Origin of the sequence: Mycolicibacterium litorale (genome assembly GCF_010731695.1) — a bacterium.
GTDB classification, from domain to species: Bacteria; Actinomycetota; Actinomycetes; order Mycobacteriales; family Mycobacteriaceae; genus Mycobacterium; species Mycobacterium litorale.
In genome coordinates this window covers 1228417-1245599 of the sequence record NZ_AP022586.1, presented here as the reverse complement: position 1 = coordinate 1245599, position 17183 = coordinate 1228417, and the positions used below count along the sequence as shown (strand labels likewise).

At 68.2% G+C, this 17183-nt stretch carries 13 protein-coding genes; 7 read left to right on the top strand and 6 right to left on the bottom strand.

The genetic code is table 11. The features are described 5' to 3' along the window. The first annotated feature begins 45 nt into the window (after positions 1-45). The gene (locus tag G6N30_RS05810) at positions 46-780 is read left to right on the top strand and encodes a hypothetical protein (RefSeq protein WP_134060418.1); all 735 of its coding nucleotides are present in this window, start codon (positions 46-48) and stop codon (positions 778-780) included. 177 nt (positions 781-957) lie between these two features. Further along, a complete protein-coding gene (locus G6N30_RS05805) occupies positions 958-2697 on the top strand; it encodes an AMP-binding protein (protein ID WP_179965552.1) in 1740 nt (579 codons plus the stop codon). A 20-nt stretch (positions 2698-2717) separates the two neighbouring features. On the opposite strand, the gene G6N30_RS05800 is transcribed toward G6N30_RS05805, so the two are convergent. Next, positions 2718-3554 (bottom strand): glycosyltransferase family 2 protein, encoded by an 837-nt coding sequence (locus G6N30_RS05800; RefSeq protein ID WP_234880343.1) that lies wholly within the window; start codon positions 3552-3554, stop codon positions 2718-2720. 110 nt (positions 3555-3664) lie between these two features. On the opposite strand from G6N30_RS05800, the gene G6N30_RS05795 reads away from it, so the two are divergent. The 4 genes from G6N30_RS05795 to G6N30_RS27140 all read left to right on the top strand — a co-directional run bounded on the left by G6N30_RS05795 (position 3665) and on the right by G6N30_RS27140 (position 7208). Next, positions 3665-4516 (top strand): glycosyltransferase family 2 protein, encoded by an 852-nt coding sequence (locus G6N30_RS05795; protein ID WP_163687423.1) that lies wholly within the window; start codon positions 3665-3667, stop codon positions 4514-4516. Between the two features lie 231 nt (positions 4517-4747). Further along, the gene (locus G6N30_RS05790; protein WP_134060415.1) at positions 4748-5680 is read left to right on the top strand and encodes an efflux ABC transporter ATPase subunit, DrrA-related; all 933 of its coding nucleotides are present in this window, start codon (positions 4748-4750) and stop codon (positions 5678-5680) included. Beyond that, entirely contained in the window at positions 5677-6420 is a 744-nt protein-coding gene (locus G6N30_RS27145) for an ABC transporter permease (RefSeq protein WP_234880342.1), read from the top strand. Before G6N30_RS05790 ends, G6N30_RS27145 begins: the two co-directional genes overlap by 4 nt. Further along, a complete protein-coding gene (locus G6N30_RS27140; RefSeq protein WP_234880341.1) occupies positions 6417-7208 on the top strand; it encodes an ABC transporter permease in 792 nt (263 codons plus the stop codon). The genes G6N30_RS27145 and G6N30_RS27140 overlap by 4 nt, the downstream gene beginning before the upstream one ends. Here G6N30_RS27140 and G6N30_RS05780 read toward each other — a convergent pair. Then, positions 7205-8212, bottom strand: a complete 1008-nt coding sequence (locus G6N30_RS05780) for a polysaccharide pyruvyl transferase family protein (protein ID WP_134060559.1) — start codon at positions 8210-8212, stop codon at positions 7205-7207. The genes G6N30_RS27140 and G6N30_RS05780 overlap by 4 nt on opposite strands. A 62-nt stretch (positions 8213-8274) precedes the next feature. After that, positions 8275-11499, bottom strand: a complete 3225-nt coding sequence (locus G6N30_RS05775; protein WP_134060414.1) for an MMPL/RND family transporter — start codon at positions 11497-11499, stop codon at positions 8275-8277. Between the two features lie 161 nt (positions 11500-11660). Here G6N30_RS05775 and G6N30_RS05770 point away from each other — a divergent pair, with 161 nt between their 5' ends. After that, positions 11661-12911: a glycosyltransferase gene (locus tag G6N30_RS05770; protein ID WP_134060413.1), complete on the top strand. Its 1251-nt coding sequence runs from the start codon at positions 11661-11663 to the stop codon at positions 12909-12911. On the opposite strand, the gene G6N30_RS05765 is transcribed toward G6N30_RS05770, so the two are convergent. From G6N30_RS05765 to G6N30_RS05755, 3 genes are read right to left on the bottom strand one after another with little or no spacing between them, the layout of a single operon-like run. Continuing rightward, positions 12908-14287: a hypothetical protein gene (locus G6N30_RS05765; protein WP_134060412.1), complete on the bottom strand. Its 1380-nt coding sequence runs from the start codon at positions 14285-14287 to the stop codon at positions 12908-12910. The genes G6N30_RS05770 and G6N30_RS05765 overlap by 4 nt on opposite strands. A gap of 10 nt (positions 14288-14297) precedes the next feature. Continuing rightward, complete coding sequence (locus tag G6N30_RS05760) at positions 14298-15710, bottom strand: hypothetical protein (RefSeq protein ID WP_134060411.1); 1413 nt, start codon at positions 15708-15710, stop codon at positions 14298-14300. Then, complete coding sequence (locus G6N30_RS05755) at positions 15710-17176, bottom strand: condensation domain-containing protein (RefSeq protein WP_134060410.1); 1467 nt, start codon at positions 17174-17176, stop codon at positions 15710-15712. The genes G6N30_RS05760 and G6N30_RS05755 overlap by 1 nt, the downstream gene beginning before the upstream one ends. Between the last annotated feature and the right edge of the window lie 7 nt (positions 17177-17183).

Below are 17183 nucleotides of genomic sequence, written 5' to 3'. Positions count from 1 at the left end.
GTCGTACAATTTGCTGAACCTCTTTCAGCACGAGAGCGACTTCCGATGACACTCGCGGTACTCATTGCCATCACCGTCGGGTGTATGGCGTGGAGTCTGTGGATCCGCCGGGTGACGTGGAACTGTCGCTGGGAGGTCGCCGCCACCCTCAACATCGCGTTGCAACTGGGCGCCGTGGTGTTGATGTCGCCGCTGGCCTCCGAGACTCTCGGCCATGTGCTGCACGACCTCACCGGCAAGTGGAACCTCGAGGACTACATCGCACACGACCTCTACATCGTGGCGGCCTCGGCCGTCGTCTACAACACATTGGGCCGCCTCCAGGACGACCACGCGATGCAGACGTCGTTCAAGCGGTTCGTCGAGATCCCCGCCACGCTGTGCATCCCCCTGCTGCTCGCCGCGTTCTCCGCGGGCAACGGCGCCGACGTCTACCGTGCGGACTTCTTCAAGACGCCCACCGACTTCTGGCTCAGCGCCTACTGGCTGATGCTCTGCGGAATGCTGATCTACCTGCTCGGTTACGGCGCCCGGGCCCTCATGGTGCTGCGGAAGGATCCTCGCTCGCGCCGCATCGCGAACATCTACCTGGCCGCCTCGGCGAGCGGCATCATCGCGTGCGCGATCCGCATCGCCACCGCCTTCGTGCCCTGGCTGCAGGCCGCCGAGGGCGGGACGCTGGTCTGGGTGTTCGCCTGCTTCTGCGGGGCCGGCTTTGCTCTGGCCTCCGCACACTCGTGGCGGATCAAGACGAAGTGGTTCACCGGCGCACGTCGCTGACGGACGCGACGACAGCAATCAAAATCAGGCATTTCAGAAGGTAGGCGGGCCAAGCCGGGGCCTCCCATCGGCAACGCTCACACCGCTTTTCGCCGCCACCGGCGAATACGCGATTTCCGCATGCGTTGCCTTATGCTCGGAGGCATTGTTCGCTATGGCAAGGATGAAGGGCCCGCTATGACTGCGTCATCACTTCCCACCGTGCTGCGGGAACGCGCCAGTCTGCAGCCCAACGACCCGGCGTTCACGTTCGTCGACTACGAGAAGGCCGTCGAAGGCGTGCACGAGACGCTCACCTGGGGGCAGCTGTACCGCCGCGCCGTCAACCTCGCCCATGAGCTCAGCGAGCGCGCACAGCCGGGTGACCGCGCCGTCATCGTCGCCCCGCAGGGCCTGGACTATCTGGTCGCCTTCCTCGGCTCACTGCAGGCCGGACTCATCGCGGTGCCGCTGTCCACGCCCATGCCCGGAGTGCACGACGAGCGGATCAGCGCGGTGCTGCGCGATTCCGCCCCGACCGTCGTGCTCACGACGTCGTCGATCGGCGCCATGGTCGCCGAATACGCCGCACCCGAGGACGGGGAGACCGCGGCGGCGCTGATCGAGGTGGATCTGCTGGACCTGGAGAGCCGGCGCAAATCGGCGTCGCGCCGGGTGGAACGCCCCGAGACCGCCTACCTGCAGTACACGTCGGGCTCGACACGCACCCCGGCCGGCGTCATGGTCTCCTACCGCAACCTGTCGGCCAACTTCGAGCAGATCATGGCGTCGTTCCTGGCCCACCACGGCGGTATCGCGCCGCCCGGGACCACGGCGGTGACGTGGCTGCCCTTCTACCACGACATGGGGTTGCTGCTCGGCGTGTTCGCGCCGATCCTCGGCGGCTGGCAGACGGTGTTCACCACCCCGCTGTCGTTCCTGGCCCGGCCGGCCCGGTGGATGCAGCTGGTGGCGAGCAACCCGCACGCCATCACCGCGGGCCCGAACTTCGCCTTCGAACTCGCCGCGGGCAAGACCTCCGACGAGGACATGGCCGGCTACGACCTCGGCGGCACCTGCATCATCATCAGCGGCAGCGAGCGCGTGCACGACGCCACGCTCAAGCGCTTCGCACAGCGCTTCCGCAAGTTCAACCTGCCCGAAGAGGTGCTGCGCCCGGCGTACGGGCTGGCCGAGGCGACGCTGTACGTCGCGACCGACGCACCCGAAAAGCCCCCCACCGTTGTGCGTTTCGAGCCCGAGAAGCTCTCTGCCGGGCACGCCAAACGCTGCGCGAGCGAAACCGGCACCGCGCTGGTGAGTTACGGCACCCCCGACTCCCCCGCCGTGCGGATCGTCGACCCGCAGACCAGGCGCGAACTGTCCGCCGGCGCGGTCGGCGAGATCTGGGTGCGCGGTGAGAACGTGTGCCTCGGGTACTGGCGCAAGCCCGAGCAGACCGAAGAGGTCTTCAACGCGTTCCTCGACTCGCCGTCGGCAGGCACCGACAGCGGACCGTGGCTGCGCACCGGCGATCTGGGGTTCATCTCCGACGACGAGCTGTTCATCATGGGCCGGCTCAAGGATCTGCTGATCGTGCGCGGCCGCAACCACTATCCGGACGACATCGAGGGCACGATCCAGGAGATCTCCGGCGGCCGGGTCGCGGCCATCTCCGTCGAACAGGACCGAACCGAGCAGCTGGTCGCGATCGTGGAGGCCAAGAAGCGCGGAGACACCGCGGAGGATGTCGCCGCCCACTTCGCGGATCTGAAGAACCGCATCACCAGCGCGATATCGACCGCGCACGGCATCAGCGCGGCCGATCTGGTGCTGGTCCCCCGCGGGTCCATCCCGATCACCACGAGCGGCAAGGTGCGCCGCGCCTCCTGCGCCGAGCTCTACCGCGACGGCGCTTTCACCCGCCTCGACGCCTGAGCCGGGCCGAGGCCCCACCGTCAGTGGTCGATGAGGAAGCGGACCAGTCCGTGCTTGCGGATCATGTGACGGACGGCCTCGCGTTCGTATCTGCTGCGGTTCTTGCCGCGCACGTCGATGTAGTGGTGCACGACCTCCAGGCTCGGATCGAAGCGGCGCCTCACGCCGATCCGGTCCAGCCGCAGCGCGAGATCCTGCGCTTCGTGGGACCGGAAAGCGGGGTCGTAACCGCCGACGGCGCGGAAGGCACCGGCGTGGATGAGCATGTTGCCCTCGTGCAGCCAGTACGTCTCGGTCGGGCGCGGGGTCTCCAGGATGTTGGGCCACAGTCTGGTCCCCGGCATGCCCGTCCGCCGGAACAGCGCGACCAGGCGCGGGCGGTGCCGGATCCGGTCGACCATCCAGGGAAACGATGTGACGTTGGTGCGCAACGAGAACACCGGACCGTAGTTGAAAGGCTCCTGGCTGCCGTCGGCACGGCGAACCAGGCCGCCGATCGCCCCGACCCCGTCGGGCGCGTAGCGGGCGAACAACTCCCGGGCCACCGTCGCGGCCTGCGGTGTGGCGATGTCCATGTCGGCGTCGATGAAGTGGATGACGGTGGCGTCGTCGACCCGGCCGATGATCTGGTTGCGGTTCGCGCCGGCGCCCTGGTTGGTGGCGCTGCGCACCATGGTCACCGCATCGCCGAATCCGCTCACCACCTCGACGCTCTCGTCGGTCGAGGCGTCGTCGAGGACGTAGACGTGGTCGTAGCCCTGGGCCAGCACCTGCGGTAACAGCCGCCGGAGGTGGTCACCCATGTTGTAGTTGGGGATCGCCGCCACGACGGGCATCCGCTCGGAGTCGATGATCAAGGGTCCCCCACGGGCGCGCTGGCAGTCGGTGTTACGTCGCCACCATATATGCGCACACCGCAACCGGATTCGGGTGCGCCTGCAATAAGGTGGGCCACAAGGGGGTAGTTGTGCTGGCTTTTGTGACGTCACTGCGGCATCCGCAGAACAGCGGCGATTACGGCCGCGTCGAGCGGTTACTCGATGACACGCTGAAATCGCTTCTGCGACAGGACCACGACGATTTCGGGATATGGGTGGTCGGCAATCGCCGACCCGCTCACCTGCCCGACGGGGTCCACTACGTCGAGGTCGGGTTCCCGCCACCGTCGGCCAAGGCGGGTCCGCGCACCGGCCGGGCGGCGGTCCTGCTGGACAAGGGCACCAAACTCGTGATCGGGCTCCTCGCGGCCCGCAGAGCCGGCGCCTCGCACGTCATGTTCGTCGACGCCGACGATTTCGTCAGCAGGCGGCTGTCCGGGCTGGTCGCAGGCGATCCGCGCGCCAACGGCTGGTTCGTGGAGCGCGGCTGGCGTTACAACGCCGAACGCGCGGCGGTGCGACCTCAGCGGCGGTTCCACACCCGTTGCGGCACAGCGCATATCGTGCGCACCGATCTGTTCGGCGAGTTGACGGATCTCCACGAGGAGTCCACCCAGGCGCAGCTGCAGGACACGCTCGGTGACCGGCTCGAGCGGGTGTTCGGCTCGCACCTGCACATCGCCGACGACCTCGCGCGCGCGGGCACACCGCTGCGGCCGATTCCGTTCCCCGCCGCCCTCTACCGACTCGGAACGGGCGAGAACCATTCCTGGAACGGGATGGGGGGATTCGGCAGACCGGTCACACAGGCGATCGCCGAGGAATTCGGTGTCCAACCCACTCCGCGCAACGTCGGCGCTGTCGTGCGTGCGGTGTCGCCAGGCGGTGCCGCCGTACGGCACCGTGTGCAACGACTGCGGGCATTGGCCGAACGGGCTTGACAGAGGCCGCAATTCGTCGGACCGATGAGATGACAGCAAACGCCGCAATCCTCACCGTGACCGGCACCAAGGGGCGCCGACCGGCGCAATCCGCGTGACATCAGTTTGCTGGAAGATTGCGTATCGAAGAATCCGTATGGCCGGAACATCACCGAATGGCGCGATCAGAAGCCGTTGCGGCAATTCGGCACTGGCGCTGAGCTCGACGGAATCGCTGTATCGTATGAACCCGTGATTGAGCTGAGAAACGTCGGAAAAACATTCGGGGGCGGAGTACCCGCGCTTCGCGATGTGAGTTTTTCCGTTCCCACCGGCTCGATTTGCGCATTACTCGGTCACAACGGTGCCGGTAAGACCACCACGATCAAGATCCTGTCGACGCTGATCCAGCCCTCCTCCGGGGAGGCGATCGTCGCGGGCTACGACGTGGTTCGCCAACCCGGGAAGGTTCGGGAGAACATCAGCGTCACCGGACAGGACGCGTCACTCGATATTTTGCTGACCGGCCGGGAGAACCTGATCCTGTTCGGCCGCCTGCGCGGCCTGCGCCGCCGCGACGCCCGTATCCGGGCCGACGAGCTCATCACCCAGTTCGACCTCGCGCACGCCGCCGACCGGCCGGTGTCGACCTATTCCGGCGGTATGCGGCGCCGGATCGACATCGCCGCCGCGCTGGTCGTTCCGCCGAAGGTGCTGTTCCTCGACGAGCCGACGACCGGGCTGGACCCGCGAAGCCGCCGCGACGTGTGGGCGCTGGTGGCGTCGCTGTCGGCCCAGGACGTCACGGTGCTGCTCACCACCCAGTACCTCGAAGAGGCCGACGTGCTGAGCGATTCGATCATCATCCTCGACGCGGGCCAGATCATCGCCAGCGGAACCGCCGACGACCTCAAACGCCGCGTCGGGTTCAGCTACTGCCAGGTGACCCCGATGAACCCGGACGACCTGTCCCGGATCGACGTGGCGCTGGCCGATTTCGACGAGTCGGAGATCGACTACGACGCCAACACGGCATCGGTGCCCGCACCCGGCGGTGTGGCCACGCTGACCGAGGTGTTGCGCCGGATGGATCAGATCGGCGTGGAACTGGCCGACATCTCGCTGCGGAAGCCGTCGCTCGACGAGGTCTTCCTGCACCTGACCAAACCCTCGGTCACCCCGTGAACGCCCTGGCCGCGCTGACCGAACGGGTCGTCATCAGCACCGTTCGCGACCTCGACCTCCTGTTCGCGATCCTGGCGCCGGTGGCCACGTTCGTCGGCCTGACCTTCATCCTGCGCAACGTGATCGACACCGGCGGCATGAGCTACCCGCAGTACGTGCTGCCTGCGATCGTCATCCAGGCGATGGTGTTCAGCTCGATGACCACCGCCGACCGCGCGGCACGCGATCAGTCGTCGGGTTTCGGCGTCCGTCTGCGCACGATGCCGATGTCCGCTGCGGTGCCGCTGATGGCGCGCATGCTCTACTGCCTGCTGCGCGGCGTCCTCGGCCTGGTGGCCTCGCTGGCCGTCGCCTACCTGTTCGGGTTCCGGATGAGCGGCGGCTGGCTCTACGCCGCGGCCTTCGTGATGATCTCGCTGATCCTGACCATCGCGCTCTCGCTGGGCGCGGACGCGACCGGAACCCGGCTCTCCCACATGGAGGCGTCCAGTCAGGTGCTGCTGTTCCCGCAGCTGATGCTGGTGCTGCTCTCGACCGGGCTGGCGCCGTTGGATTCGTTCCCCGACTGGGTGCAGCCGTTCGTGCAGTACCAACCGGTGTCCCAGGTCGCCGAGACGCTCCGCGGTCTGTCCACGGGCCACGTGGCGGGCGGCAACCTGGCGGCCACGCTGGCGTGGTGCGTCGGGCTGTTCGCGCTGTTCGGGTTCATCGCACTGCGGATGCAACGGCGGCCGCAGTGAGCAGCGCGCTGACGACACACCAGAACTCGCTGCTGACCGAGAGCCTCGTCTTCGCGGGGCGGCGGTACGCCCGGTGGCGGCGCGACCCGATGATCCCGCTTCAGGCGGTGCTGTTCCCGACCCTGCTGCTGGTCACCTACAAGCTGCTGCTCGGCAAGTCCATCATGCGGATCACCGGTACCGACAGCGTGTACGGCCTGGTGCCGATGTGCGCCATCGCGGGTGCGATGTTCGGTGCGCTGGCCATCGGTCTCGCCATGACCGCCGAACGCAACACCGGTGTGCTGACCCGGTTCTGGACGCTGCCGGTGCACCGCGCGAGCGCGATGGTGGGCACACTGATCGCCGAAGGCGGCCGCACGCTGGGCGGGGCCGTCCTCATCACGGCCATCGGCGTGGTGCTCGGACTGCGGTTCGAACGCGGTGTGCTCATGGCGATCCCGTTCGTGCTCATCCCGGTCGCGGTGGTCACGGTGTTCACGATGATGGTGATCGCGCTGTCCATCCGCGCCGAGAACAACGTCATGCTGACGTGGCTGGGCACCGGCTCGATCGGTCTGGTCTTCTGCAGCTCCGGTATGGCGCCGGTGGGCATGTACCCGTCGTGGCTGCAGTGGTTCATCTCTCTCCAGCCGATCTCCCCCGCCATCGAGACGATGCGCGGACTGGCCGGCCAGGGCCCCGTCCTGGGGCCGCTGCTGCTCACCTGCGCGTGGCTGATCGTGCTCGGGGCGATCTTCGGACCGCTGGCGGTACGCGGCTATCGCACCGTGGCGGAGGCGGGTTAGCCGAGCCCCACGTGCGCGCGCACGCCGGCGTAGTCGGCGCGCAGCCGCTGCCGGAGCGTGTCGACGGCACTGGAGGTCCTGCGCCGGATGGCCTCCGCATCGGCCAGCGTCTCCAGCACGCGGTCGACCAGCTGACTCCCGGTCAGCCGGTCGGTGCGCAGCAGCGACCTCTCGTCGTCGATCGACAGCGCGAAATCGCGGCATTTGGGCTGGTATTCGAGGGAGACCACCGGGGTGCCGGACAGCGACGCCAGGATCCCGGCGTGCAGCCGGCTGACGATCACCGCCGAACAACCGGCGAACTGCGCCGCCGCGGCGGCCGCGTCGGCAGGGCGGACGATGTCGGCGGACACCCCGGCGAGCGCCCTGCCGGTCCACTGTTCGTCGTCGGCGTTCATCAGCACGCCCACGAAGCGATGACCCCGGGCGGCGAGTTCGTTGACCGCGACGGTCACCTGGGCGACGACGCGGTCGGGGTCGTGACCCCAGAGGTCGTCGCCGAAGCCGATATTCAGGCCGATGAGGCCGTCGACCGGCTGCGCCTGCGGTGACGGCAGAACGAGCGCCGGGTCGCCCGACACCCGCGCCTCGAATCCAGCGTCGGCGAGCAGTTCGGCGCTGCGCGGCCCGCGCACCGAGACCGTGTCGAACCGCTCCAGCAACGGCACCCACCGGCTGAGCTCGTTGCCGCCGGATCCGCTTCTGCGGCCGACGAAGACGGGGTCCTCGACACCGGCGCCGATGGCGTAGTTCCCCCCGCCGGTCAGCTTCATCGCACTGCCGATCAGTCGCCGCCAGTGCTTCCGGCCGATCAGGGTTCCGCCGCCGACGACCTGCGTGCTCTGGCGCAGAGACTTCGTCAAACCCGTTGCCGTGGCCCGGATCCGCTCGTGCGGGAAGCGCGGCAGGTCCAGGAAGGTGGCCTCGGGCAACTGGGACCGCACCGCGTCGTAGATCGCGTCGTCACCGAGGTTGCCCTTGCCGTGCCAGCCGAGGTAGGACACGTACGGCGCCCGGGCCGCCGTCACGCCAACCTGCTCGAGGTCATCTGAACCTTTCCCGCGGGTCATGAACCGCTCTTGGTGGAGGAGTCGGCGACCGTTTCGCCGCCCGCGTCGCCGGTGGCGGCGATCGGCTCGGTCTGCAGGTCGTGGAGTTGGGCGCGGTAGGAACGATAGTCGGCGGCCACCTCGAGGAGCCGTTGGCGCACCCGGGATCTCGGCGTGGTGGGCAGCGCGGGTGCCCCGCCACCGCGGACATCGCGCGACGGCAGATCGTCGTACGTCGGTTTCGACGGCCACCAGTTCGCGTTGCCGATCAGCACCGCGGCGGCGGGCACCGTGATGGTGCGCACGATGAACGTGTCGAGCAGCAGTCCGACACCGATGACGAAGCCGAGCTGGATGACGGTGCCGATGCTGCTGACGGTCAGCGACAGCATCGACGCCGCGAAGATGAGTCCCGCGGAGGTGATCACACCACCGGTGGCGCCGACGGTGCGGATGATGCCGGTGCGGATCCCGTCGCGGGACTCCTCGCGTATTCGCGCGATCAGCAACAGGTTGTAGTCGGCGCCCACCGCCACCAACACCAGGAACGCCATCCCCGGCACCGTCCAGGCGAGTTCCTGGCCGAGGATGAACTGGAAGAACAGCACGCCGATCCCGATGGCCGACACGTAGGACAGCACGACCGACGCCACCAGGTAGAGCGGCGCGACGATCGCGCGCAGCAGCACGACGAGGATCAGGAACACCACCAGCAGCGTGACGATGATGATGAACCGGATGTCGCCGTTGTAGTACTGGCGCAGATCGTTCTGCACCGGCGAGAAACCCACCATGGTGATGTTCGCGTTCGCCAACGTGGTGTTGGGCCGGGCGCTTTCGGCCGCGTCGATGATGTCGGCGACCTGGTCCATCGCCTCGGTGCCGAACGGATCGAGCGCGGTCTGCACCAGGTAGCGCGCGGTGTGTCCGTCCTTGGAGACGAACAGGTTCGCCGCCTTCTTGAACTCCTCCTGGGTGAGGATCTGCGGCGGGATGTAGAACCCGGCCTGATTGGGTTCGGACGCATCGCGTTTCATCGCGAGCAGGAAGTCCGACGCCTGATCGAGGCCGCCGCCGATGTTGCGGGTCTGGTCGACCAGCAGCTGGACGCCCTCGGCGAGCTGACGGCTCGAATCGGCCAGCGTGTTCGCGCCCTCGGTGGCCTCGCGGATCTTGTTCTGGACTCCGCCCGGCTCGTCGAGGCCGAGTTCACGCGCCGCGGCCGTCGCGGTCTTGAGGCTCTTGCTCAGTCCCTGGATGGTCTCGTCGAGGGTCTGGTAGCCCTCGGTGTTCTGCAGCTGGCTGCCGAGGTCGGAGATGCTGTTGAGGTACGGGCTCTCGCGCGTGCTGACGATGCGACGCATGTCCTCGCGCGACTGCACGCACTCGGGATCGGCGTCGCAGGTGGGGCTGGTGTCCAGCGACCGCAGCACGGGCTCGGCCCACGCGTAGATGTCGGTCATCCGGTCGACGTCGACACCGATCGCGTTGCCGAGGTCGCGCATGTTCGTGACCAGCGACGCCGTCCGGTCGATCTCGTCGAGCGTCTTCGCACCGCCGTACTTGCGGGACATGTCGTCGAGTGCGCCGGCCAGACCCCGCACACTGCCCGCGGCCCCGATGACTCCGTCGCGGATCTGGTCGAGGACGTCGGCGAGCTGGTGTGCACCGCCGCTGAGCCGGTTGAGGTTCGTGTCGTTGTCCTGGATGAGCGTCGACGCCTCGTCGAGTTTTCCGCCCACCTCGCCGGCCTGGTAGGTGGCCTTGGCCTGTTCGAGCATCTCCCCGGTCGGCCGGGTGATACCGCGCACCATGTCGATGTCGGGCAGGGCGGCGATCCGCTGCGCCATCTCCTCCATGTCGGCCAGCGCGCGCGGCGACCTCAGATCCTGGTCGGGCGCCTGGATCACGATGAACTGCTGCATCGTGGTGCTGATCGGGAAGTGGTCGTCCATCGCCTCGTAGCCGCGGTTGCTCTCGGAATCGGCGGGCAGCGCTTTGCGATCGTCGTAGTTGAACTGGATGAACGCCGCACAGGCCGCCAGCGCGATCAGCACGACGAGGCTGCCGGCGAGGTGGATGACCGGTCTGCGCACGATGTGGACACCGGAACGGCGCCAGAACCGCCCGGTCAGATCCTTGCGGGGTTTGACCCAGCCGCGGCGCCCCGCGAGCACGATGAGCGACGGGAGCAGGGTGATGGAGGCGAGGAAGCCGATCGCGATGGTCACCGACAGGGCGGGGCCCACGGTCGCGAAGACGCCCAGCGTGGTGAACGCCAGCCCGAGGAAGGCGATCGCCGTGGTCGCCGCCGAGCCGGCGACCACCTTGCCGATCGTCACCAGCGCGCCCACCATCGCGTCGTCGGACTCCATGCCTTCGCGCACGAGTTCGTGGTAGCGGCTGAAGAAGAAGATCGAGAAGTCGGTGCCCGCGCCCATCAGCATGCCGGTCATCAGCACGATGGTCTGCGGGCCCAGCCCGAGCCCCAGTTCGCCGAGCCCGGCCACCGCCTGGTTGGCCACCCCGAGCGCCAGACCGATCGTCAGCAACGGGATCAGCATCCCGATGATGCTGCGGTAGACGATCAGCAGGATGGTCAGGATCGTTCCGACCGTGGCGATCTCGATGACCCGCTGATCGCGCGCACCGATCGCGTTGATGTCCTCGAGGGTCGCCGCCGCGCCGACCATGTTGGCCTGCAGCGAGGTGCCCTCCGTCGTCTCCTTGACGATCTTGCTGGCCGCGCGGTATGCCGCCTGCCCCTTCGGGGTGCCCATGTTGCCGGTGAGGCTCACCGGCAGGTTCCAGGCCTTCCCGTCCTTGCTCGTCATCACCTGCCGCAGTTCGGGAGTCGCCACGAAGTCCTGCGTCGAGATGACATGCTCTTTGTCGGCCTTGAGGCGTTCGACGAGCGTCTTGTACGTCGCCTCGTCCTGGGGCGACAGGCCCTTGTCGTTGCTGAGGATGACGACGTTGAGGTTGCCGGCGTTGGTCTCCTCCGCGCCCTTGAACGCATCGCTCATCTGCTTGCTGGCGACCATGACCGGCGCGTCCTTGGGCAGGAACTCGGGCGGGTTCTTCTGGGACACCACCGCCAGCGGCGGGATGAGCAGGAACAGCACGGCGGCCGTGGCGACCCACGCGATGATGATCAGGACAGGATGCCGGACGATGAAACGGCCGAGCAGGGGTAGCCCCCCGTCGGCCAACGCACCACGGAGTCTGGTGCGGTTGAACATGATTTTCACGCTACACGGCTCACAAGATCAAAACCCCTGACGCAGTTGCGCTCAGCGCACAGCGCCGGTTGCTCCGCCGAGCACTCGTCGACCCGATCCATGTTGTAATCGGGTGTGCTCTCGTTGCCGTTACACGCCGACCCGCGAAGCGGGCTCCGCCGGTGAGATTCGTCGTCGCCGTCCACGGCACCCGCGGTGATGTCGAACCGTGCGCCGCCGTGGGACTCGAACTCGCCCGGCGCGGGCACGAGGTGCGTACGGCGGTGCCGCCCAACCTCGTTTCGTTCGTCGACGAATGCGGACTGGGCACGCCGGTCACCTACGGGGTGGATTCCCAGCAGCAGCTCGACGCCGACATCTTCCGCGAGTGGTACAAGCTGCGGAACCCGCTCACGGTGCTGCGCGAAGCACGCGAGTACGTCGTCGAGGGCTGGGCCCAGATGAGCCGCTCGCTCGACGAGCTCGCCGACGGCGCCGACCTGATCCTCACCGGCACCACCTACCAGGAACTGGCCGCCAATGTGGCCGAGGCGCACGGGATTCCGCTGTCGGCACTGCATTACTTCCCGGTGCGCCCGAACACCAAGGTGCTGCCGGTTCCCCTGCCGTCCGCGGTGGTCGGTCCGGCGTGGGCGGTCGGCGAGTGGGCGCACTGGCGGGTCCTCAAGGGCGCCGAGGACGATCAGCGCCGCGAACTCGGACTCCCCCCGGCCGGCACCCGCGCGGTGCGCCGCATGCTCGAGGCCGGTGCGCTCGAAATCCAGGCGTACGACGAGATCTTCTTCCCCGGACTCGCCGAGGAGTGGGGGCCGGACCGCCCCCTGGTGGGCGCGATCACGCTCGAGAAGGACACCGAGGTCGACGACGACGTGGTGTCCTGGATCGCCGCCGGGACCCCGCCGATCTACTTCGGTTTCGGCAGCATGCCGGTCAAATCCCCCGCCGACGCGATCGCGATGATCGAGGCGGCGTGTGCGGATCTCGGTGAACGCGCGCTCATCTGCTCCGGGGTGCTCGACATCGCCGGCCTGTCGCACGGGGCACACGTGAAGGTCGTCCGCAGCGTCAACCACGCGGCGGTGTTCCCGTTGTGCCGGGCCGTGGTTCACCACGGCGGCGCGGGGACCACGGCGGCCGGGGTCCGGGCCGGTATCCCCACCCTGGTGTTGTGGGTCGGTGCCGAACAACCGATCTGGGGTTCGCGCGTCAGGGCCCTCGGTGTCGGCGACTATCAACGGTTCTCGTCCACGACGCGCAAGTCGCTGCGCCAGTCGTTGCGCAAGGTGCTCGGCCGGCCGTACGTCGAACGCGCCCGCGAGGCCGCCGCGGCGATGACGAAACCGGCCACGAGTGTGGGAACTGCGGCCGACCTTCTCGAAGATGCGGCGCGTGACGGGCGCCGGCACAGTTAGACGATCTCGCCGAAGAGGTCGAACTCGGCCAGCGTCAGCGCGGTGAGATCCCGCAGATGGCGCTTGGTGTTGGTGCCGCCCGGCTGGTAGGACACGATGCCGAGCGAGATCACGTCGCGCAGGCGCACACTCGCCACCACCAGTTGTCCGCCGGCCCGTTCGATCTGGTCGCGGGTGAGGTCCTGGTCGACCCCGCGCAGCATGAAGTACTCGGCGTCGGAACCGTCGGGACGGCCGACCGCCGGGTCGATCTCACCGAGGTTGGAACACGACACCGGAAGGTCACCGAACATCACGTCGGCGGCGCGCCGCACCGCTCGCTTCGGCACGAACGGCGTCAACGGCAGCAGCGCGAACGTCTCGTCGGGCACCTCACGCAATGTCTTGAGCGCCTGGCGGATCGCGGTGCGGCTGTCGGACAGGTCGGTGGTCACCCGCGCCGGGTCGACGCACACGGTGGTCAGCGAGACCGCGTTGGCCCTGGTGTCGTCGGGCGTGCGCTCGCTGATCGCGATCAGCAACGACACCGCACCGTCGTCGGGGCGGTGTCGCCCGGTGCGTTCGGCCAGCCGCGCCGCGAAGCCGGCGAGCAGCGAGTACGTGGTGCCGTTCAGCTTCTCCGCGCACGCATCCCAGTGGGCGGCGTCGATGAACGCGTTGATGGCCGGCATGATCACCGGCTCCCGGCCGTGATCCACCGTCCCCTGCGGACGCGTCGTCCCCGACTGCGCGAAGTCGTTGCGCCGCCGATAGCCCAACCGTGCCGCGGCGGCGACCGTCCGGCCGACCTCCGGCAGGTCGCGCACCGTCTGGCGGGCGTCGGCGCGCAGGGCCGCGAGGGTGGGTCGCGAACGGGCAGGGGCGTATCCGAGCAGCCGGGTGCGGCCCTCGGCGGCATCGGCCACCGAGCGCAGCAGCCCGATCCCGTCGGTGACGCAGTGTGAGGCCGCCAGGCTGATCGCGGTCGACCCGTCGTCCATCGGCAGCATCGCCAGATGCCAGCTGGGCCCGAACTCCGGGTCGATCGGCACCGCCGAGCGCTCGTCTATCCAGTCGCTGAGCTCGGCGCGCGGCCGTGGATCGGACACCTCGAGCGGCCCGGCGTGCGCGGCCACCCACCGGTGCCTGCCGAAGGGCAGCGCCGACGGTTCGACGCGCCGCCCGAGCAGGCTGTGGTCGAGGTTGGCGTGGAACCGGCGCAGGGCGTCGACGTCCACCGGGTGCTCGTACACCCAGACCGCTTGTGCCAGCTTGCCGATACGGGTCGCCCGCAGCTGCAGGAACGCGGCCTGGTCGATGTAGGCGAGCCGGTCGTCGACGGTCAGCCCCTCCTGCCGCCGGGAGGCCGAAAGCCTGGGGCGCATCTGGATTGCCATCGGATCCGCCTCAGATGACCGCGGCGGTGAGACCGAAGTCGGCCAGCGCCGCCGTCGTCAACTCGCGCAGGTGGGCTTTGGAATTCGTTGCGCCGGGCTGGTACCCGATCACCGCGATCGACATCTTGTCGCCGACCCGGGCGCCGATCACCGTGAGCAGACCGCGCCGCTGTTCGAGCACCGAGCGCGGGATGTAGCGGTCGACGCCGCGCAAGATCACGTACTCGGCGTCCGTACCGTCGATACGGCCGATCTCGGGCGGCAGGTCCCCCAGGTTCGAACACGACACCGGCAGGTCCGAGAAACCGAAGGCCACGTCGGCGGTGGACTTCACCGCCCGCTTCGGGATGAACGGCGTCAGCGGCAGCAGCGCCAGTGTCTCGTCGGTCTCCTCGCGCATCGTCTTGAGCGCCTGCTTGATCGATGCCCGGGCCGCAGAGAGGTCGCTGGTCACACCCTTCGGGTCGATCCTGGCGTTGGCGAGTTTCACCGCGTTCGCGCGGGTGTCCTCGAGGGTGCGGTCGTTGATCGGGATGATGAACGGCACCAGGCCGTCGCCGGGCTGGTGGCGCCCGATCCGCTCGGAGAGCACCGCGCCGAACCCGGCCAGCAGTGAGTAGCTGTTGCCGCCCAGTGCGGCGGCCCGCGCATCCCACTCATCGCTGTCGACGAACAGCGAAACCGACGGCACCACAACATGATCGTCGGCGGCGCCGGCGGAGGTCTCGACCTGGTTCGACTTGGCGAAGTCCTTGCGCCGCCGGTAGGCGAGCTTGGCCGCCGCGACCAGCGTCCGGCCGATCTCCGGCGCATCGCGCAGCGTCTGGCGGGCATCGGCGGCGATGCCGCGCATCCGGGTGCGCGCACCGGGCATCGGATACCCGAAGTCCGGGGTGTTCCCGGTGACGGCGTTGAAGACGGTCAGCAGCGCGCCGCCGCCGTCACCGATGCAGTGCGAACCCACGAGGCTGATCGCGGTGGAGCCGTCGGTCATGGGCAACACGCCGAGGTGCCAGGCGGGACCCCACTCCGGATCGACCGGCAGCTGTGCCCGCTCGTCGATCCAGTCACTGAGTTCCGCACGCGCACGCGGGGTCTCGGCCACGTCGATGCTCGACGGCGGACCCAGCGACGAGACCCAGCGGTGCCTGCCGAACGGCAACGGCGAGGGCTCGATGCGGCGGCCCGCCAGCCCGTAACCGAAATTGCGGTGGAACCGCCGCAGACCGTCGAAGTCGACGGCGTGCTCGTAGACCCATACGCACTGCATGACCGCGGCCTGTCCCGTGGCCCGCAAGCCGAGGAACAGGGCTTGATCCAGATACGACAGCCGCTCGTCGGGCCGCTCGTCGGGTTTGGTCACGAAACCGCGAAAAGGCCGCAGGGTTCGAGATCGCGCCGGCCTGATCTGCGTCGACAACATCAACCTCCGACTACGGGAACCAATTCGTCGCGACGCCGCACGGCCGCACCGTGCCGGCCGGACAGCGGACCGCCCGCGCCGCCGTCCGCCACGCGCAGGTACCACGAGATCATCACCTGCAGGTACCGGTTGATCGACTCCCTGGCGGTCGGATTGTCCGGGAACGCCACGGTCACAGTCGTTTCCCGCTCGGTGCGATTGACCCACATGCCGACCTGAAAGGCGGCGCGGGCGTCGGCGAAGACCTTTCCGTTCATGCCCTCCCACTGCGCGATGACGCTCGGCGACAGCGGCGGCAGTCCGGCGTCGAGGTAGGACACCATCGGCACGCCGGGGTCGGCGGGGCGCACGCCCGCCGATGCGGCGAGTTCGACCACCCGCTCGAACGGGACGTGCGCGAGGTCCAGACCGGAATCGAAGGACTTCTGCGCCGAGCGTGCGGTGTCGCCGAAGCTGCCGCGGTCGACCGAGACGGTGACCGGCACCAGGCCGGTGAACCAGCCCGTGGTCATGAACTCGGCCGGGGTGCGCCGTGTCGTGGTGGGAGTGATGACGTAATAGTCGCTGTTGCCGGTGAATTCGTGATCGGTCAGTGCCGCGCACGCGAAGACGCCGCCGATGAACCGCGCGTCGGCCGCGTTGCACGCTGCCTCGAAGCGCTCGCCCTGCTGCTTGTCCAGCAGTCGCACGGTGAGCAGTTCACCGGAGCAGGGCTCCGACGGATCGCCCAGCGGCAGCGGGAAGTGCGGCAGTGTGCCGTCGTTGTTCTGGGCGAAGCGCACCCAGTCCTGCACCTCGGGCGACTCGAGGGTCAGCGCATCGGTGTATTCGCGCTGACGCAGGCAGTAGTCGTCGTAGCTGCCCGCATCCGGCAGCTTCAACGGCGCGCCGCCGCCCACCAGCGTCGCGTACATCATGTGGATCTCGACGAGCACCAGACCCATGAACATCGCATCGGTGTGCACGTGGTCGACGCTGATGTAGAACGTGAAATGGTCCTCACGCTGGATGATGCCGAAGTGGAAGCAGTTCCACTGCAACGGGTCCGGCGTGGACAGCACATGCTTGCGCCACTGGTCGGCGGTCACCTCGCCGTGCTGGGTCGGCACGAACTTGATGTCGCGCGGGTTGCGGATCGTGCGGCGGATGACCTCGTCGGACTCGGTGAACTCGAACCGGCTGTGGTACGTGTCGTGCCTGCGGATGTAGGCGTTGATGACATGCGTCATCGCGCGGATGTCGCACTGGCCCGGCATGTCCCACGCCGGGATGTTCAGCCGCGCCATGTCCGTGCCCTGCGACACGTGCTTGCGGTAGCCCCGGATGTGCTGTTCCTGTTGGTAACTCACCGGCACCGCGCTGATCGGTGCGTCCTGCATCTTCGCCAGCGACGATGCCGACGGATCCCAGGAGACGAGCGTACCCGGGGCGCCGATCCAGTCGTGGATCGCTTTGATGGCAACCATCAGACCT